This is a genomic window from Planctomycetota bacterium (genome assembly GCA_016872555.1).
Lineage (GTDB): Bacteria > Planctomycetota > Planctomycetia > Pirellulales > UBA1268 > F1-20-MAGs016.
In genome coordinates, this window is the sequence record VGZO01000008.1 from 1 (window position 1) to 18620 (window position 18620).

13 protein-coding genes and 1 pseudogene are annotated in these 18620 nt (G+C 72.9%); 10 read left to right on the forward strand and 4 right to left on the reverse strand.

What is annotated here, in order from left to right; genetic code table 11:
- Positions 1-455 precede the first annotated feature (455 nt).
- Complete coding sequence (locus FJ309_04105) at positions 456-1130, reverse strand: hypothetical protein (GenBank protein ID MBM3953789.1); 675 nt, start codon at positions 1128-1130, stop codon at positions 456-458.
- Here FJ309_04105 and FJ309_04110 point away from each other — a divergent pair.
- Positions 1129-1668, forward strand: a complete 540-nt coding sequence (locus FJ309_04110) for a hypothetical protein (GenBank protein MBM3953790.1) — start codon at positions 1129-1131, stop codon at positions 1666-1668. The genes FJ309_04105 and FJ309_04110 overlap by 2 nt on opposite strands.
- An 81-nt stretch (positions 1669-1749) precedes the next feature.
- On the opposite strand, the gene FJ309_04115 is transcribed toward FJ309_04110, so the two are convergent.
- The 3 genes from FJ309_04115 to FJ309_04125 form a co-directional block, all read right to left on the reverse strand.
- A complete protein-coding gene (locus FJ309_04115; GenBank protein MBM3953791.1) occupies positions 1750-2055 on the reverse strand; it encodes a nucleotidyltransferase domain-containing protein in 306 nt (101 codons plus the stop codon).
- Positions 2052-2471, reverse strand: a complete 420-nt coding sequence (locus FJ309_04120) for a nucleotidyltransferase (protein MBM3953792.1) — start codon at positions 2469-2471, stop codon at positions 2052-2054. Before FJ309_04120 ends, FJ309_04115 begins: the two co-directional genes overlap by 4 nt.
- A gap of 167 nt (positions 2472-2638) precedes the next feature.
- The gene (locus FJ309_04125; protein ID MBM3953793.1) at positions 2639-4225 is read right to left on the reverse strand and encodes an alkaline phosphatase; all 1587 of its coding nucleotides are present in this window, start codon (positions 4223-4225) and stop codon (positions 2639-2641) included.
- 224 nt (positions 4226-4449) lie between these two features.
- Here FJ309_04125 and FJ309_04130 point away from each other — a divergent pair.
- The 9 genes and pseudogenes from FJ309_04130 to FJ309_04170 all read left to right on the forward strand — a co-directional run bounded on the left by FJ309_04130 (position 4450) and on the right by FJ309_04170 (position 18617).
- A pseudogene (locus FJ309_04130) lies at positions 4450-5193 on the forward strand (hypothetical protein).
- A gap of 1505 nt (positions 5194-6698) precedes the next feature.
- The gene (locus FJ309_04135; protein MBM3953794.1) at positions 6699-7757 is read left to right on the forward strand and encodes a hypothetical protein; all 1059 of its coding nucleotides are present in this window, start codon (positions 6699-6701) and stop codon (positions 7755-7757) included.
- Positions 7758-7793: 36 nt separating this feature from the next.
- Positions 7794-8879, forward strand: a complete 1086-nt coding sequence (locus FJ309_04140) for a DUF3500 domain-containing protein (protein MBM3953795.1) — start codon at positions 7794-7796, stop codon at positions 8877-8879.
- Between the two features lie 36 nt (positions 8880-8915).
- A complete protein-coding gene (locus FJ309_04145; GenBank protein MBM3953796.1) occupies positions 8916-10148 on the forward strand; it encodes a TPM domain-containing protein in 1233 nt (410 codons plus the stop codon).
- Positions 10149-10174: 26 nt separating this feature from the next.
- Entirely contained in the window at positions 10175-13300 is a 3126-nt protein-coding gene (locus FJ309_04150) for a dehydrogenase (GenBank protein MBM3953797.1), read from the forward strand.
- Positions 13301-13397: 97 nt separating this feature from the next.
- Positions 13398-13655, forward strand: a complete 258-nt coding sequence (locus FJ309_04155) for a ribbon-helix-helix domain-containing protein (GenBank protein MBM3953798.1) — start codon at positions 13398-13400, stop codon at positions 13653-13655.
- Positions 13652-14053: a type II toxin-antitoxin system VapC family toxin gene (locus tag FJ309_04160; GenBank protein MBM3953799.1), complete on the forward strand. Its 402-nt coding sequence runs from the start codon at positions 13652-13654 to the stop codon at positions 14051-14053. Before FJ309_04155 ends, FJ309_04160 begins: the two co-directional genes overlap by 4 nt.
- 185 nt (positions 14054-14238) lie before the next feature.
- Positions 14239-15531 (forward strand): hypothetical protein, encoded by a 1293-nt coding sequence (locus tag FJ309_04165; GenBank protein MBM3953800.1) that lies wholly within the window; start codon positions 14239-14241, stop codon positions 15529-15531.
- On the forward strand, positions 15528-18617 hold the full coding sequence (locus FJ309_04170) for a c-type cytochrome (GenBank protein ID MBM3953801.1): 3090 nt from the start codon (positions 15528-15530) through the stop codon (positions 18615-18617). Before FJ309_04165 ends, FJ309_04170 begins: the two co-directional genes overlap by 4 nt.
- The last annotated feature ends 3 nt before the right edge of the window (positions 18618-18620 follow it).

Below are 18620 nucleotides of genomic sequence, written 5' to 3' on the forward strand. Positions count from 1 at the left end.
CGACCGGACGAAGCCTGATGCCGCCACCGCGGCCCGACGGGTTGTGGCGCTTCCAGCCAGGGCCGACTGCGGGCTGCGGTGGTGGCAGGTTTCGGGCGGGGCGGTGATTGGTTTTTGGTCCATCCGGGATCTTTGTGGGTGGACGACAGGAGACGACATGCCGGCATTCCCATCACAGGGCCGGCGAAGCCCCCTCTGCCGTCGCCCTCACATCGGCCCGTCACCCCCTGGCTGCGGTCAGGTTCGCAGCGCTGACGCCGCCGACTCTTCCAACGATTTCCAGGATCTGCCCGCGAGCCCGGTCAAGGCGGCCCGTTCTGTTACTCACCGCGCACGATGCACCACGGCGGTCCGCATGATCCGGCCGCGGGCACCTGGGATGACGATGTGGCCAGGAGTGGACCATCCGATGGCGATCGGATCGTGCCGCCGATGGCGATCGGTGATTCCCGGTTTCAGGGAATCATCACGCCGCGGGTGAAGACCACCGCGGCGCCGGCGGATGTGATCGCCTTGCGGGCCTGGCTGTCGGCACGATAACCGAAGAACATGGCGCGGATGTCGGCCCCGGGAGTCGCCTCCCGCGCCGCCTCGACGACTTTGAGAAACCGGCGGACTTCGCTCGCACTCACGGCGGCCTTGACTTCGCACAGCACGATCACCGGTCGGCCGGCCAGCGTGCCGCGGATCACGACGTCGAACTCTTTCGATTCGCCCCCGACGACGAGCTCCTCCGGGCCGGCCGACTCGATCACCATCCCCTGGTGATACTCGAGCAATTCGGGCACCAGGTCGCAGGCGAAGTCCTCGAGGCTTCCGCCGAGGGCTGCGGCAAGGCCACCGACCTGCTTGGCGAGGTCGTTCACCGCCCAGTTCGTCCGCTTTTGGGCCTCGGTGAGATCTTTGTGCGCCTCCGCCAGCTCCCCGATATGGGCCTCGGTGCGCTGCTGTGCCGCGGCCAGCTCGTGCTGCGCCGTGGCGAGCTCCTTGACGACAGCGGCGAGCTCGTTGAATTCGGCGTGGTGGATCAGCTCGTCGTGCGACTCGACAAATACGGTCGCCATGAGCGTGGCCTGCGGCTCGGGAAACTGTTCGAGCAGCTTGGTGCGGATCGACGAGATCGTGGCCATGGGTCGCGCCCTCTGGAAAGCCCCGGAAGAGCGTACAGGCGTTCCCACGCGCTACCCAGTCAAACGCCGCGTTGGCCCCGCAAGCCCGCAGCCGAGCCGCTGCACCACCGGCACGGTGCTCTGTGGGCTGTTCGGAACGAGCGCGGGGGACTATGGCCATCTCGACATCACCGGCAGCGCCGACTTCAAGGGAGGTCTCGCACTCGACACCACGGGGCTCGCCGGTGGCCTGGCCAATGGGCAATTCTTCGAGCTGTTTACATTCGGGTCGAGAACCGGGGGGTTCGGGGCGCTGGCGGTCGATGGCACGAGCCTGGCGAGCCTCGGCGAGGGCTTGTGGAGCTACCGCAGTTTCGTGCTCTCCGAGCAGTCGACAGCGACGACGATGGGCCTGGGGATCAACCGTAACTCAGAGAAGCCTGTTCCCGAGATCGACCCGGCGGGGCTGGCCGGCGTGCTGTCGCTGGTCGTCGGGGCGCTGGGCCTTGCCGAGCGGCGCCTGCGGCGTGGTCGCCGCGGCGACCGTGCGGCGGGCTGACGGCCGGCCTCCTACTCCCGGGAGTGGCCGGTGCCGATCGCAACTTGCGGTCGGCGCCGGTCGCCCGGGGCGCGGGACCACTCAGGCCGCCCGGTAGATGCACAGCCCGACGCGGTCGATGTGGTCGCGGAGCGGACGGTGGGTGATGCGGGCGACCGCCTGCACGTCGAACCGATACGGAAGCGGCAGTTCTTCGAGATCGCCGGCAATCGCCTCGGCCTCGAGCGCCGTCACGTCGCCCACGACCGCGAGATCGACGTCGGACCGCTCGGAGTGCGTGCCTTTGGCCCGCGATCCGAACAGGATTCCCGCCGTCACGCGCGGATGGCGGCGAAGGACCGCGCGGATCATGGCCAATTCGTGCTCCGAAAACGCCACGGCGTTCATGGCGTCTTGCGTGACTCGAAGAGGTCGTGCACCTGGGTGAACGCGGCGAGGTAGCGATCGTGAATCGCGTCGACAGCCTCCTCGAAGTTGGCCGGATCGTAGGTATGGGACAGGAGATTGCGGTGGTCGATCATGTCGATCCACGTTTGTCCGTCATCGATGACGCGCGCGGTGAACGCATCCTTGATGACCTGGCGCGGTGTCACCGCAGTGAGCACGACACCGCTGTCCTCGAGGTAGTCCTTGATCGTCTTCCACGCCAGTTCGAGCGTGTATTCAAACCGTTGGACCGCACCTTCCTTCTCGAGCTGATTCAATGCGGACGGCCCACGCGACAACGCGTCTTTCAGCAACGCCAGAGCGCGGTCGAAATTCTCGAAGCGCTGCTGCCAACGGATGTCCGGGCCACGGTTCATTGCTGACTCCCACGGCAATCATATCTCCGTCGACCTCCCGCCGAACTGATTCGGCGGATCGGCCTGCGGTGCCCTCCTCGCCTGATGGAATCGGGTCACTTCGGTGACGTGCGGATCAGCCAATCGCAACGTGCCTCTCCACGGATGCCGGACTTCTTGGCGCGGCGCTACGCCGTCTCCAGTCCCGGGCGGCCATCGTGGATCGCGAACGCCGCCGCCGTCGAGACCGTGCCGCCGGGGCGCGTGACGACATCCACCACCCGGTAGGCCGCCAGGCAGCGGTCGGGGGTAAGGTCGCAGACGACGTAGCCGCGCTGGGCGTTGTGGAACTTCACGAACGGGTTCTCGCTCCGCAGCGCCGCCAGGCCGGCCGGGGTCGCCGTGCCGTTGCCCCCCGAGCTGATCGACGTCGTCACCAGCTCCGTGCCGACGACGCGGCCGGCGGCGTCGCCCTCGGCGGCGACGAGGTCGTTGGCCCAGTGGCTGTGGATATCGCCGGTGAGCACGAGCAGATTGGCCGCCGGCCGCGCGGCCATCGCCGTGAGGATCCGCCGCCGCTGGCGCTCGTAGCCGGGCCACTGGTCCATCGAAAAGGCCTCGGCCGGTCCACTCGCCCGGTCGACGCGCGCCATCATCACCTGCTGCGCGAGGATGTTCCACGTCGCGGCCGACGTGGCGAAGCCGTCGAGGAGCCAGCGCTCCTGCGCGGGGCCGGTGAGCGTGGCGGCGTCGTCGAGGACGCCGTCGCAGGGGGGGCGGGTGCCGTTGCCGCACGGCTGGCGCGTGCGCTCCTGCCGCGTGTCGAGGACGAAGAACTCGGCGAGCGAACCGAACGACACGCGCCGAAACAGCGGCATGCCGCTGCTGCCGGGAAGCTGCGCGCGGCGCAGCGGGAGGTGCTCGTAGTAGGCCTGGTATCCGGCGGCGCGGCGGGCGGCGAATGCCGCGGCCGACACCGTGGCGTCGCTTGAATGGCCAGCCCAGTAGTCGTTGGCGACTTCGTGGTCGTCCCAGGTGACGATCCACGGGCAGTGGCGGTGGGCGGCCTGGAGATCGGCGTCGGTCTTGTAGACGGCATGGCGCTGGCGGTAGTCGGCGAGCGTGACGGCGTCGCCGCCGTGCTGGCTCCGCACCGGCACGCCGCGCGTGGCCTGCTCGTAGATGTAGTCGCCGAGATGGAGGATCACGGCCGGGTCGTCGCGCACCATCTGGCCATAGGCGGTGTAGAAGCCCTGCTCGTAGTGCTGGCAGGAGGCGAACGCGAAGCGCAGGGACCCCGCCGCCGTGCCCACGGCGGGAAACGTCCGCGCCCGGCCGACGGGGCTCGTGGCGCCGGCGCAGTGGAAGCGGTAGAAGAACGGCCGGTCGGGTGCGAGGCCAGTGACCTCGGCATGGACCGAGTGGGCCCAGTCGGGGGTGGCGGTCGCCGTGCCGCGGTGGACGATCCGGGCAAACGCCTCGTCCTCGGCGACCTCGTAGCGCACCGCGACCGCTTCGGCGGGCATCGCGCCGTCGGGCCGCTTCGGATCGGGTGCGAGGCGCGTCCAGATCACGAACCCGTCGGCCGTCGGATCGCCGCTGGCGACGCCGAGCGCGAACGGGTCGGCAGGGAGCGTGACGTCGGCGCGGAGCGGTCCCTCGGCGCGGCCGGCCCAGACGGCCGCGGCGGCGAGCGACGCGGTCGAGCGGAAAAGCCGGCGTCGCGACGTGGAGAACGGAGCGGCGGGGAAGGGAGCGTGGCGGGGGAGCGTCATCGGAACATGCGTGCGGGGGAATTCGATGCGGGCGCGGCCGAGCGGCTCCGCGCCGCGGGCCCGAGTGGTGGTACCGTATGACGACTCCATCGACAAGCAGGACGGCAGCCAACGCCAACGATCCGGGGAGGCGACCGATGAACGGCGTCGTGAACGCGCGGGGCCCTGGGCCGCGCCATCGTGGCCGAATCGCCCAGCGCCTCGTCGCCGCGGCGTGGGTCGCGATGGCGCTTGCCGGTGACCTTGGCGCCCAGCCGCCTGTCGCGCCGCCGCCTCCGTCCCCCGTGCGCGTGCTCCCCCACGCCCATGCCCACAACGACTACGCCCACGCCCGGCCGCTGTCCGACGCGCTCGACCATGGCTTCACGAGCGTCGAGGCCGATGTCTTTCCGGTGGATGGCGAGCTGCTGGTCGGCCATGGCCGCGGCGAGCTCCGCGCCGGGCGCACGCTGCGGGCGCTGTATCTCGATCCGCTCCGCGAGCGCCTCGAGAAGACCGGCGCGGTCCATCCCGGCGCTGGGCCGTTCACGCTGTTGGTCGATTTCAAAGGCGATGGCGAGGCGGCCTACCGGCTCCTTGCCGAGCAGCTCGCGCCCGTGCGCCGGTTTCTCACCGGCCCCGGGCCGGCGCTGGCCGTGATCGTGTCGGGCGCGCGCCCGATCGAGGAGATCGCCGCCGATCCCGACCGGCTGGTGGGGATCGACGGCCGCCCGGCCGATCTCGACCGCGACGACCGGCCGGCGGCACTGGTGCCTTTGGTGAGCGAGCGCTGGGGGCAGTTGTTCACCTGGATCGGCACGGGGGAGATGCCGGCCGACCAGCGCGCGGCGCTCGAGGCGCTCGTCGCCAAGGCCCATGCCCGCGGCCAGCGGCTGCGCTTCTGGGGCACCCCCGAGCGGCCGGCGATGTGGCGCGCGCTGCGTGCGGCGGGGGTGGACCTCGTCGGCACCGACGACTTGGCGGCGCTGGCGGCTTTCTTCGCGCCGCCGGCGGAGCTGGTCGGGATCAACGTCGTGCCCCATCTGGTCGCCGACGCCATGCGCTACCGCAAGCCGCGCCCCGACCTGAGCGCACGGGTGCAACTGTTCGTGCGCGGGACGGCGACGGCGCCGACGTTTTCCGGGAAAACGCCCGAGGCGCTCGTCGCCGACGGGGCCTGGGCCTGGCAGGGGATCACGGCCGGCCTCGCCGCCGCGGTGCCCCCGGAAGACGCTCCTGCCGATGGCGACGTGCTCTCTGTGTGGGAGCTCAACGGCCGGTCGGCCGAGTGGGGCGTGGGGAAGTCGTTCACGCTCGCCGCCGAGGGGCTCGCCGAGACGACCGTCGCGATCGCCGCGCCGACGGCGTGGCTGTCGGCCGTGACGTTTCTCGATCCGGCCGGCGGCATCGCGCCGTCGCGCGTCGTCGTCCATGTGGCAAACGCCGGTACCGAGGCGCTGCCGGTGACGGGGCTGCGCCTCTGGGTACCGGCCGACGGCACGCGCTGGAACCGGCTCTCGCCCCGGGCACCAGTGGCGCTTGCCGGCGACGTGCCGGCCGGTGAGAAGGAGGTGTTCGTCGCCGACGTGTCGGCGCTGCCGCTGGCGCCCGCCGCGGTCGAGGTGCTCACGGCGCGCGGCAGCCTGTGGGGGGCGCTGCGGGTCCGTGCCGAGCGCTTCGACATCGGCGGCGGCTGGGTCGGCGACGGGCTTGGCGACGCCGACTACCGCCGGCTCCTCGGCAGCCTCCACGTGACCACCGGACAGATCGGCATGGTCGGCGGGTTTACCGACGACGAAGCGGTCTACGCCACGCTGCCCTTGCGCCTCTGCAACAAGCCGCAGCCGGTGTCGCAGTTCGACAACGAGCGCTGGCTGCCGCGCGTCCATGCCGTCGAGTTTCTCGGCGAGCCGCAGTATGGCGGCGGCCGGCCGGTGCCGCCGCAGGAGGTGTTCGACGCGCTATTGCCCTACCGGGCGACGCGCCTGCCGACGAGCCTGACCCACTCCGAGGAGCGGATCTGGGGGCTGTATGCCGGGCTGTGTGACTATCCGCACTTCGACGCCTACCGGGTCGTCGCCCCGGCCGCCGATGCGTGGCGCGAATACGACCGCTGGGGTGGCCAGCGGATCTCGTGGGGCGCGCCATTGGAGACGATCGGCGACCTGACGCGCTCGCTCCGCGCCCTCAACCGGCCGATGGCCTGCGCCGCCTGGGCGCAGGGGCCGCACGACGGCTGGGGGAGCGCGTTCTCGGCGCGCCGCCGCCGGACCCCCACTCCGTTCGAGCTCCGCGCTCAGGCACTGCACGCCCTGGCGGCGCGGATCACGTCGCTGTATTGGTTCAACTTGAGCGCGCGGTCGCTGGCGGCGTTTCCCGACACCCACGAGGCGCTGCGGCGCGTCGGCCGCGAGATCCGGGCCCTCGAGCCGTTGCTGGTGGAGGGGGATGCGACGTCGTTCACCCGGCTCGCCGGGCCCGACGGCGGCCCGGGGTGGGAATTGTCGGTCGTCGCCGCGCCGGTGGCCGCGGCGCTGTTTGCCCTCGACACGGCGTACACGATCGACGGCGAGCGCCACGAGTTCGTCCCCGGTCCGCCGCGCGAGGCGGTGTTCGCCTTTTCGCTGCCGCGCCGGCTCCGCGATCCGGCCGACTGCTTCCGGGTCGATGCCGACGGCGTCCACGACGTGACGTGGCGCGCGACCGCCGACGGCGTCACGATCACCGACAGCGCCAGCGCCGACCGGATCTACGTCGTCACCCGCGACGGGGCGGAGCGCGGCCGGGTCGAGGCCCGGCGCCGCGCGGCGCTCGATGCCGAAGCGCGCTTCGCCGCAGCGCAGGCCACGCCGTGACGAAGCGGGCGACCGCGATCGTGGTGGTCGCGCTCGTCGCCTGCGGCTGCGGGCGCACGCGGATGCCCGAGGCCGGGCCACCGTCGCTCGACGAGCAGATCGCGGCGGTCCGCGCCGGCCGGGCGACCACGATCACGCTCCGCGCGCCGGTCGAGCCGGGAGTCGCCTGGGCGAAGCTCGGCGGCCTTACGGGGCTGCGCGAACTGGTCGTCGAGCGCGGCCGTGCCGACGACACCGCCGCGGCGATCGTGGCGACGATTCCCGATCTCGAGCGCCTCGTCCTCCGCGAGTCGCCGGTCGGCGACGAGGGACTCGCGCGCCTCGCGGCGCTACCGCGGCTCCGCGATCTCAACCTGCCGCAGTCGGCGGCGACCGCCCGGGGGGTGGCGCTGCTCGCCGCCGGTCCGGCGGGCAAGAGCCTGCGCGCCGTGCGGCTCGGGGGCACGCGGCTCGCCGGGGCCGACGTCGCCCGGGCGGTGGCGCGGTTGGTCGGCCTGCGCTCGCTCCACCTGATCGACGTCCCGATCGGCGACGAGGGGCTCGCGGCGCTTGCCGAGATGCCCGGATTGTGGAACCTGTACCTCGACGCCGCCGGGGTGTCGGAGGGGGCGTGGGGAAGGTATTTTGAGCAGCGGCCGGACGTGCACGTCCACGTCGACCAGGTCCACCACGACCGCGATCCCCGGCCTGCCCACTGACCCGCGGCGTCCGCCGCCGACCCCGGAGGAGCGTCGATGCTGCGCCCGATCCTGCCGCGGCAGCGGATCCATTTCTGCCTGGCCTGCTTCCTCGCCCTGGCGCTGGCGGGTCTCGGGTTGGTGGCACGCTCCGCCCTGGGGCAGCCGGTCGCGCCCGGTACGGCGATGGTCAAGGCCGCCGAGGCGTTTCTCGGGGCACTCGCGCCCGAGCAGGCGGCGCGCGTGCGGCGGCCGTTCGACGATCCGAAGCGCACCGACTGGCACTTCATCCCGAAGTTCGAGCGCAAGGGGCTGCCCCTCCGCGAGATGACGCCGGCGCAGGAAAAACTGGCGCTCGACCTGCTCGCGGCCGCCGTGTCGCAGCCGGGGTTCGCCAAGGCCAGCGGGATCATGGCCCTCGACGAGATCCTCCGCCTCCACGAAGGGGCCAAGGCGCGCAACATCCGCGACGGCAAGCGATACTTCTTCACGATCTTCGGCGCACCCTCGGCCACCGATCCCTGGGCGCTGTCGGTCGAGGGGCACCACCTGTCGCTCAATTTCGTCGTCCGCGACGGGCGCCTGGTCGACAGCACGCCGCAGTTTTTCGGCGCCAACCCCGCCGAGGTGCGCGGCGACCTGCCGGGGCTGCCGGGGAAGGGGACGCGGCTGTTGCGCGACGAGGAGCAGATCGCCTTCGAGCTGCTCGGCGCGCTCGACGCCGGCCAGCGTGCCAAGGCGGTCATCGCTCCCGAGTGCCCGGCCGATATCCGCGCCGCCGGCACGCCGCAGCCCCCGGCCGAGCCGCCGGCGGGGATTTCGTGGCGTGACCTTACGGCCCCGCAGCGCGACATCCTCCGCCGTCTCGTCGACGCCTACTGCGCCTCGATGGTCGCCGAGGTCGCCGACGAACGCCGGGCCCTGCTCGCCGCGGCCCCCGGCGGCTGGGACGCGCTGTCTTTTGCCTGGGCCGGGGCGACCCAGCCGGGAACCGGCCATTACTACCGCGTCGAGGGGCCGACGATGGTGATCGAGTTCGTCAACGTCCAGCCCGACGCCGAGGGGAACCCCGCCAACCACATCCACTGCGTGTGGCGCGACCGGACGGGAGATTTCGATCTTCCCGCATCGGCGGCCCGGTAGTGCTGCCGAGGCCTCATCCCGAGGGAGCGTGACGTCATGATCGCCTCGCCCTGGCGGTGGATCGCGGCGGTCCTCCTCGCCCCGGTCGTCGCGATTCCCCTTCCCGCCCAGGGGCTGCCGGCTGAGGTGCTCGGGGCCCGCCCCGCCGGGCGCGTCGTCGACACGACCGGCCGGCTCTCGGCCGACGAGGCGCGTGAGATCACGGCGCTGCTCGACGGGATCGCCATCCAGACCCGCGGCGACATGATGGTCGTCGTCATCCCCTCGACGCGCGGCGAACCCCACCGGCAGTTCGCCACCGCGCTGTTCAACCGCTGGCAGCTGGGCGCGAAGACGCGCGACGACGGGCTGCTGCTCTTCGCCGCCCTCGACGACCGCCGCGCCGAGATCGTCCTCGGCGACGGCCTCGACGACGCCGCACGCCAGGCGAAGAGCCAGCGCGTGATGAACGACGTGATGATCCCCGAGTTCAAGGCCGGCCGGCCGGGAGGGGCGATCCGCAAAGGCGCGCTGGCCTGCGCCACCGAGATCCTCGGCGGCGGCGCCGAGGCACGGAGCGAACCGGAGCCGGCGCCGTCGGCGGTGATCGCCGGGGCCGGCCCTGCGCCGCTCGATCCCGGGGCGATCCCCGCCGAGCTTCCTCCCGGCGCCGACGGTCTCGCCGAGCCGGTCGTGCCGCGCCCCTGGGTCGCGCCGCCGCCACCGGCGCCGGAAGGATTGCCGTGGGGAGGCCTGGCGGCGCTCGGCAGCGGGCTGACCGCGACGGGCGCGGGGGGCTACGGCCTCTGGCACCTCGCCACGCGGCGCCGCCGGCGCGCCTGCCCGCGCTGCCACGTGGAGATGATCAAGCTCGATGAGCTGCACGACGACGCGCGGCTCGACGGGGCGCAGCGCGCCGAGGAGACAGTCGGCAGTGTCGACTACGACGTCTGGACCTGCCCATCGTGCGAGCATGTCGAAAAGCTCCGCTACGGCGCGTTCTTCACCCGGTACTCGCGCTGCCCGTCCTGCAAGGCGGTGACGACGCTGACCACCACCGCTGGCCTCCGTAGCCCGACGAGGGTGAGCGAGGGGATCGAGGAAGTCACCGAGTCGTGCGGCCACTGCGGGCGTCATGTGCAGTTCCGCCGGTCGATCCCGCGCCTTTCCGAGCCGACGTCGTCGCAGGTCAACTGGTCGGGCTCGTCGTCGAGCCGATCGTCGTCGTTCGGAGGAGGTTTTTCCGGTGGCGGCCGGTCGAGTGGCGGCGGTGCCAGCGGGAGCTGGTGACTCGGGGGAAAGGGGTAGCGACCACGATGCACGTGTGCCGGGCGGTCGTCGTTCTCGTCGTCGCGGTCATCGGCGGCGGGCACGCCGCCGCGGCCGAGGTGCCCATTGCCGGGCAGGTCCTCACCGTGCCCGACGGGTGTACCGTCGAGGCGCTCGCCGCCGCGCCGCTGGTCGAGCGGCCGGTGACCTGCGACTTCGACGAGCGCGGGCGGCTGTATGTCACCGAGAGCAGCGGCTCCAACGACAAGGTCGATCGGCAGCAGGCGCACCCCACCCACCGCGTCCTCCGGCTGGAGGATGCCGACGGCGACGGCGTCTTCGACCGGCGCACGGTGTACGCCGAGAGGATCATGCTCCCCGAGGGCTCGGCGTGGTGGCGCGGGAGCCTGTACGTGGCCGCCCCGCCGGTGATTTGGAAGTTCACCGATGCCGACGACGACGGCGTGGCGGAACGGCGCGAGGTGTGGTTCGACGGCCGCACGCTCACCGGCTGTGCCAACGACCTCCACGGGCCCTACGTCGGCCGCGACGGCCGCTTCTACTGGTGCAAGGGGGCGTTCGCCGAGCAGACCTACGACCTCCGCGGCCGCCCCGGCTGGACGACGCGCGCCAGCCACATCTTCCGCGCCCGTCCCGACGGCACCGACTTCGAGCCGGTCCTCACCGGCGGGATGGACAATCCGGTCGACGTCGCCTTCACCCCCGGCGGCGAGCGGGTCCTCTCCTGCACGTTCCTCGTCCATCCCGGCGGCGGCGAGCGCGATGGACTGATCCACGCCCTCTACGGCGGCGTGTATGGCAAAGACCATGGCGTCCTCGACGGCCATCCGCGGACCGGCGACCTCCTGCCGGCGCTGGCGCACCTCGGCCCGGCCGCCCCTGCGGGGCTCCATTTCCATTCGGGATTCGGGCTCGGGGCGGGCGCCGCGGGGGATCTGTATTCGTGTGCGTTCAATCTGCGCACCGTGTTCCGCCACCGGCTCGTGCCGACCGGGGCGACGTTCATGACCGAGGACGAGCCGTTTCTCCAGTCCGACTCGGTCGACTTCCATCCCACCGACGTCACCGAGGACGCCGACGGATCGCTCGTCGTCGTCGACACCGGCGGCTGGTACAAGCTCTGCTGCCCGACGTCGCAATTGGAGAAGCCGGCGGCGCTGGGGGCGATCTACCGGGTGCGCCGCGCTGCCGCCGCGCCGGTCGCCGACCCGCGCGGCCTGGCGCTCGACTGGACGGCGCTCGACCCCGACCGGCTCGCCGGGCTGCTCGCCGACCCGCGCCCCGCCGTCGTCGCCCGGGCCACCGACCGGCTGGCGGCCGTCGGAGCGCCGGCGGTGCCGGCACTCGTCCCCCTCCGGGCGGCGGCGCCGCAGGCCACGACCCGGACGGCCGCGGTGTGGGCACTGTGCCGGATCGACGGCGCCCCCGCGCGGCGCGGCGTGCGCGAGGCGCTGGCCGATGCCGATCCGGTGGTCCGGCAAGCAGCGTGCCACACGGCCGGCCTCCATCGGGACGCGCTGGCTGTCGACGCACTCGCGCGGATCGTGGCCGGCGACGAACCGGCCGTCGCCCGCGCGGCGGCCGAAGCCCTCGGCCGGATCGGCGATCGGGCGAGTGCCCGGGCACTGGTCGCCGCCACGGCGCGGCCCGCCGACCGGGCGCTCGACCATTCGATCCTCCATGGCCTCATCGAGGCCCGCCAGTCCGGGATCCTGCGCGAGGCACTCGCGGCCGACCCGCCGCCGGCGCGCCGCGCGGCGTTGATCGCGCTCGACCAGTCGGCCGGCCTGTCGGGAGTGGAGCCGCTCGCCACCGCCGACATCCTGCCGGCATGCGATGCCGACGCGGCGGCCGTGCGCGATGCCGCCTGGTGGGTGGCGTCGCACCGGCCCGACTGTTCGGCCGCCCTGGCCGGCAAGGTGGCGGGGCAACTGGCGCGGATGGTGCGGGGAACAGCCCAGGAGCGCTCCGCGATCACCGCCCTCCTCGCCCCGTTGGCGAGCGATCCGAGCGTGGCCGGTGCCATCGCCGCGCCACTCGACGGCGACGACCCGGCACTCCGCGAGGCGGCGCTCGAGGTGATGCGGACGGCCCGCCCCAAGACGGCGCCGGCCGCGTGGGTCGAGGCGCTGTCGCGCGTCGCGCTCGAGCCGACCGAGCGCGGCACCGCGGCCGCGGCGACGGCCGGCGAGGCGCTGGCGATCCTCGCCGGCTTGCCGTTGACCAAGGAGATGCGGGGGGCATTTCGCGCCACGGCCTTCCGGATCGAGGAGGCGGGCGTGGTCGATCCAGCGGCGATCCTCCGCGCCCTGGCGATCCCCGGCGACGCCACCGGCGAGCTTCCCGACGTGATCGTCGGCCGGTTGCTGCTGGTCGCGACGCTCGGCGAGTCGCCCGTCGATCGCAGCGCCGCCGCCTCGATCCTCGCCGCGGCCGCGCTTCCCGAACCGGCGCGGAAGCGCGTCGGCGAGGCGTTTGCACGGCTGGGCGCCCAGGAAGCGACGCTCCTGCTCCCGAGTCTCGTCAGGGACGGGGGCGAGCCGCTGGCAGTGGCGCTGGCCGGCCTTGCCGCCGGCGATGCCGCCACCGGCATCCGCACCGACCTGCTCGCCGCGGCGGTGGCGAAACTCCCCGCGGAGTCGGCGGCGATCGGCGAAGCGCTCGTCGCCCGCAGCGGAGCGGCGGCTGCCGGGGAGCGCGCGGCGTTCGAGGCCTTGTGGGCGGCCCTGCCACCGGGCGACGCGACGCGTGGCCATGCCGTATTCGCCGGACGGACAGGCGCCTGCACTTCCTGCCATGCGATGGCCTACGTCGGCGGTCGCGTCGGCCCCGACCTGTCACACATCGGCGCGATCCGCACGCCGCGCGATCTCCTCGAGGCGATCGTCCGTCCCAGCGCCAGCTTCGTGCGCAGTTACGAGCCGAGCGTCGTCGTCACCGCCGACGGCCGGTCGTTTCAGGGAGTGGTCCGCGACGAGCCCGGCGGCATGCTCGCCGTGCAGACGTCGGCGACGGCGGTCGAGCGGATCCCGCGCGAGCTCGTCGAGGCGATCGAGCCGGGGCGCGTGTCGCTGATGCCGCACGGCTACGACAAACTCCTCTCGCCCCAGGAGCTGGCCGATCTGGTCTCGTTCCTGCACCGGGCGAAATGACGACGTCGGCCGATTCTTGCTCCCGAGAAAGCAGCGAACCATAATCAGACGCGATGAACCAGGTCATGGTTCACATCAAGATGCGGCGGGCAATCCGATGAAAGCAATCACGATTCATGGTCTGGAAGAGCCCGTGTGGGCTCTGCTGCAGGAGCGTGCCAAGGAGCAGGGCGCGAGCATCAACGCGACCGTGAAGGGAATCCTCGAACAGGCCCTCGGGGTCAAGCGCGTCAGGCAGCAACCGCATCGCCGGGACTTCGAGGAATTCTGCGGCATGTGGAGCCCGGAGGAGGCCGACGCGTTCGGGCGCGCCACCATCGACGACAGGCGCGTCGATCCCGACGACTGGCGATGAAGCGGGTGCTCCTCGACACCAATGGTTTTTCCGCGCTCGCCCGGGGCGATGCCGCCGTGCTCGCCGCCCTTTCGGAGGCCGACGTCGTCTATCTGTCGGCAGTGGTTCTCGGCGAGCTGCAGGCGGGGTTCAAAGGTGGGTCGGCGGAGAAGGCCAACCGTGAGGCACTGCAGCGGTTTCTCGAGCGCCCCACGGTGAGGACACTGGCCGTGACGCCCGACACTGCCGAGGTGTATGCCTCCGTGAAGCACGCGCTGAAGCAAGCCGGGACACCGATCCCGATCAACGATGTCTGGATCTGTGCCCATGCCCTCGAGATCGGTGCCGTGGTGATCACCGACGACGCCCACTTCGACCGCGTGCCGGGAGTGCGGGTGTGGGTTCGGGACGGTGGCTGAGCCGCCGGCGCTCCTGTCACCTTCGGCACCGTCGAGACCTTCCGGAGAGCCAGACCATGAGTCACGTCCCGACCCTCTCGCGATGCTTCGAAAGCGCACGGCACTGGTCGCCGTGGATCGCGGCGCTGGTCGTCGCCGTCGCGCTCACGGCCGGCGCCGCGGCGCAGCCTCCCGGTGCGCTGCGCGTGGCGACGTTCGATGTCGACGCGACGCCGGCCGTCGGCACGCGGATGGCCTACGAGGTCGCGATCCGCGACGCCGACCTGCCGCTCCGCTGCCGCGGGGTGGTGATCAGCGGGGCGGGCGACCCGATCGTGCTGTGCGCGGTCGACTGGATCGGGATCGGCAACGGCGCCCATGACGCGTTTCGCGAGGGGCTCGCCGCCGCGGCGGGCACGCCGGCCGACCGCGTCGCCGTCCACGCCCTCCACCAGCACGACGCCCCTCAGGCCGATTTCACGGCCGAGAAGCTGCTCACCGACCTCGGGGCGACCGGCCACGAGCGCTTCGACGGCACGCTCGCCCGCGCGGTGATCGCCCGCGCCGCGGCGGCGATCCGCGCCGCCGTGCCGCAGGCGAAGCCGCTGACGCATGTCGGCTTCGGCCGGGCCGAGGTCGCCGGGATCGCCAGCAACCGGCGCCTCATCGGCGCCGACGGCAAGCTCCGCGCGTGGCGCGCCAGTGCCACCAAAGACGCCGCCCTCCGCGCCGAGCCCGACGGCACGATCGATCCGTTCGTCCAGGCGCTGGTGCTGTTCGACGGCGCGACGCCGCTGGCGGTCGTCACCACCTACGCCACGCATCCGATGAGCTACTACCGGACGGCCGTCCCCGGGCCCGATTTCCCCGGGATCGCCCGGTTGCTGCGCACGCAGGACGTGCCCACCGCGCTGCACGTCCACTTTACCGGCGCCGCCGGCAACATCGCCGCCGGCAAGTACAACGACGGCACCCATGCCAACCGCGTGATCCTCGCCACGCGCCTCGCCACCGGGATGCGCCAGGCGTTCGAGGCGGCGGTCGCCGACCGCCGGCCGGTGACGGCCGCCGACGTCGGTTTCACCGCCGTGCCCGTCAGGCTCGCGCCGCGCGGCGACCTCGACCGCGCGGCGCTCGAGGCCAAGGTCCGCGACGGCAGCGACCGGGGGACGTTCGCCGCCGCCGACACGCTGGCGTTCCTCGATCGCGCCCGGCAGGGGCACGCGATTCCCGTCAGTTGCCTGCGGGTCGGCCGGGCGCGGATGCTCCATCTGCCCGGGGAGCTGTTCGTGGAATACCAGCTCGCCGCGCAGGCCATGCGCCCCGACCTGCAGGTCATGCTCGCCGCCTACGGCGATTATGGCCCCGGCTACATCGGCACCGCGGCGGCGTATGGCGAGGGGGGCTACGAAGTCCTTCCCACCAGCTCGTTCGTCGGGCCCGATGCAGAGGCACCGCTGCTGGCGGCGATCCGCACGCTTTTGGAGGTGAAGGAATGACGGCACGGGCGCAGGCCGACAGGCCGTGGATCGGGTCGCTCGTCACGCTGGCGGGGACGCTGGCAGTCGTGCTGGCCGTGGCCGCGGAGGATCCGGCCGGTGACGGCGACTACGGCGCCGATCTGCCGCGGATCCCGCAGGTGCCCCTCGCCGCGGCGCGCGACACGCTCCGGGTCGCGGCCGGGTTCGACGTCGAGCTGATGGCGGCCGAGCCGCTCGTGGCCAGCCCCGTGGCGATCGCCTGGGACGAGGATGGCCGGCTGTTCGTCGCCGAGATGCGCGGCTACAGCGAGGATCAGGACCAGCGCCTCGGGCGGATCCGGCTGCTCGTCGACGACGACGGCGACGGCAAGCCCGATCGGGCCACCGTGTATGCCGATGGCCTCGCCTGGCCGACGGCGCTGGTCTGCCACGACGGCGGCCTGTTCGTCGGCGATGCCCCCGACATCCTCCGGCTCGAGGATGCCGATGGCGATGGCGTCGCCGAGAAGCGCCGCGTGGTGTTCACCGGGTTCGGGACCGGCAACGTCCAGGGGCTGTTCAACTCGTTCCATTTCGGTCCCGACAACCGGATCCACGGCGCGGGGAGCTCGTCGGGGGGCGACGTCGTCCGCCTCGATGCCGACGGCGCACCCTGGGGCGCACCGGTCGCGATCCGCGGGCGCGATTTTTCGTTCGACCCGCGGTCGCTCGACCTCCGCCCCGAAACCGGCGGCGCCCAGCACGGGATGTCGTTCGACGACGGCGGCGGCAAGTACCTCTGCCACAACAGCGACCACTGCATCCGGGCGATGATCGCCGACCGGTTCCTGTCGCGCAATCCCGCCTTCGCCGCCGGCAGCGCCCGCGAAAGCGTGGCCGTCGAAGGGCCACAGGCGGCGGTTTACCGGCAAAGCCCGGTCGAGCCATGGCGCGTGTTGCGGACGCGCTTGCGCGCCAGCGGCATCGTGCCGGGGATCGTCGAGGGGGGAGGCCGGCCGGCGGGCTACTTCACCAGCGCCACCGGGATCACGGCCGTGCGCGGCGACGCCGTCGGCGACCTCGCCGGGATGGTGGTCGTCGGCGACGTGGGGAGCAACCTCGTCCACCGCAAGCGCGTCATGCCCCGAGGCGCCGGCGTGCGGACCGCGCGCGTCGACGCCGACGCCGAGCTCGTCGCCGCGACCGACATCTGGTTCCGCCCCGTCCAATTCGCCAACGCCCCCGACGGCGGCCTGTGGATCATCGACATGCAGCGCGAGGTGATCGAGCACCCGGCGAGCCTCGCTCCACCGATCAAGAAGCACCTCGATCTCACCAGCGGGCGCGACTCCGGCCGGCTGTGGCGCCTCGCCGCGGCAGGCGCCCCGCGCCGCCCCGCCCCGCGCCTCTCTCAGGCCACGATCACGGAGCTCGTCGCGCTGCTCGGTCATCCCAACGGCTGGCACCGCGACACCGCCAGGCGCCTGCTCGTGACGCGCGGCGACATGGCGGCCGTCGAGCCGCTGCGCCGCCTGCTGGCCGATCGGGGTGCCGACGAGCGTGCCCGCCAGGGTGCGGCCGTCACGCTCGCGGGCCTGGGTGCTCTCTCCGGTGACGATGTCGGCCGCTGCCTCGACGATGCCTCGCCCCTGGTGCGGGGCGAAGGGGTGCGGCTCGTCGAGCGCCTCGATGCCGCCGGGCGGGCGGCACTCGCACCACGGCTGGTCGCACTGGCGGCGCGCGAGGAAGCGATCGCCGTGCGGCTGGAGCTGGCGCTCGCCGCCGGTGGGCTCGGCGACGACGAGCGACTGGCGATCCTCACCGAACTATTGGCGCGAGACGGTCATGATCCCTGGTGCCGGATGGCGGCGTTCACGTCGGCCGGCGGACTGGCCGGGCGGATCGTGACCACGTGGCTCGCTGCCGCCGCCCCGCCGTCGGCCGCGGCCCGCGCGGCGCTCCCGGGCCTCGTGGCCCAGATCGGCAAGCGCCGCGATGCGGCGGCGCTGGCCGATGCCGTCGGGCTTCTCGAACAACGCACGCGGACCGCTGGCGCCTCGCAGACGGTCGGCAGAGACACTGTCAGCAAAGACACGGTCGACCTGGACGGGGTCGACCTGGACGGGGTCGACATGGACGGGGTCGACATGGAGACGGCGGGGTTGGTCGTCGATCTTGCCGCCGCGGTCGTCGCCGCCGGCGGCCGGCTGGCCGACGTCGAACCGGTCGCGACCACGGCGGCGCTCGTCGGCCGGGTCGTCGCCACGGGGCGGCAGCGCGTGGCCGACTCGCGCGCGAGCCCCGCACACCGCGCCGCCGGCGTGCCGCTGGTGGCGCTGGCCGGAAGCGCGGAGCTCGCGCCGCTCCTCGAGCACGGGCAGCCGGAGGAGATCGTCGCCGCCGCCGTGGCGGCACTCGACCGCTCGCGCGATCCCGCGGCCACGGAGATCCTGGCCGCGGCGCTGCCGGCGCTCCCGGCCCGATCGCGCCCCGCGGCGCTGGCGGCGCTCGCCACGTCGCCGGCCGGGGCCCGTCGCCTCCTCGACGCGATCGCCGCCGGCGCCGTGTCGGCCGAGTCGCTCGAGCGCGCCCAGGCGGCGGCGCTGTGGAACCATGGCGAGGCGTCCGTCCGCACCCGCGCCGCCGAGGTCCTCGGCCCGCCGCCGGCCGCCGACCGCGGGGCGCTCGTCGCCGCCTACCGCGCGAGCCTGCCGGCCGGCGGCGACCCCGCCGCAGGGCGCGCGATCTTCACCAAGCACTGCGTCGCCTGCCACCGGGTCGAGGGGCAGGGGAGGGAGCTGGGGCCGAACCTCGCCGCGATGCAGGCGCGCGGCCCCGACGCGATCCTTCTGGGGATCCTCGATCCCAACCGCGAGGTGCTCCCGGCATACCTCGCCCACGCGGCCGTGACGGCCGACGGCCGCGGCGTGACCGGCGTGATCGCCGCCGAGTCGGACGGCGCGCTCACGCTCCGCACCGCCGACGGAACCGACGTCGTCCTCCCGCGCGACGAGATCGAGTCGCTGGTCAACACGCGGCGGTCGCTGATGCCGGAGGGGTTCGAGCGGTCGATCGACGCCCGGGGGATGGCCGACGTGCTGGCCTATCTCATGCAGGCAAAGTGACGG

Bases quoted from the DNA above. Each gene is read 5' to 3' on its own strand.
- FJ309_04110 (MBM3953790.1), top strand. From the start codon at position 1,129: ATGGGTCGCGCCCTCTGGAAAGCCCCGGAAGAGCGTACAGGCGTTCCC.
- FJ309_04105 (MBM3953789.1), bottom strand. From the start codon at position 1,130: ATGGCCACGATCTCGTCGATCCGCACCAAGCTGCTCGAACAGTTTCCC.
- FJ309_04115 (MBM3953791.1), bottom strand. From the start codon at position 2,055: ATGAACGCCGTGGCGTTTTCGGAGCACGAATTGGCCATGATCCGCGCG.
- FJ309_04120 (MBM3953792.1), bottom strand. From the start codon at position 2,471: ATGAACCGTGGCCCGGACATCCGTTGGCAGCAGCGCTTCGAGAATTTC.
- FJ309_04125 (MBM3953793.1), bottom strand. From the start codon at position 4,225: ATGACGCTCCCCCGCCACGCTCCCTTCCCCGCCGCTCCGTTCTCCACG.
- FJ309_04140 (MBM3953795.1), top strand. From the start codon at position 7,794: ATGCTGCGCCCGATCCTGCCGCGGCAGCGGATCCATTTCTGCCTGGCC.
- FJ309_04145 (MBM3953796.1), top strand. From the start codon at position 8,916: ATGATCGCCTCGCCCTGGCGGTGGATCGCGGCGGTCCTCCTCGCCCCG.
- FJ309_04150 (MBM3953797.1), top strand. From the start codon at position 10,175: ATGCACGTGTGCCGGGCGGTCGTCGTTCTCGTCGTCGCGGTCATCGGC.
- FJ309_04155 (MBM3953798.1), top strand. From the start codon at position 13,398: ATGAAAGCAATCACGATTCATGGTCTGGAAGAGCCCGTGTGGGCTCTG.
- FJ309_04160 (MBM3953799.1), top strand. From the start codon at position 13,652: ATGAAGCGGGTGCTCCTCGACACCAATGGTTTTTCCGCGCTCGCCCGG.
- FJ309_04170 (MBM3953801.1), top strand. From the start codon at position 15,528: ATGACGGCACGGGCGCAGGCCGACAGGCCGTGGATCGGGTCGCTCGTC.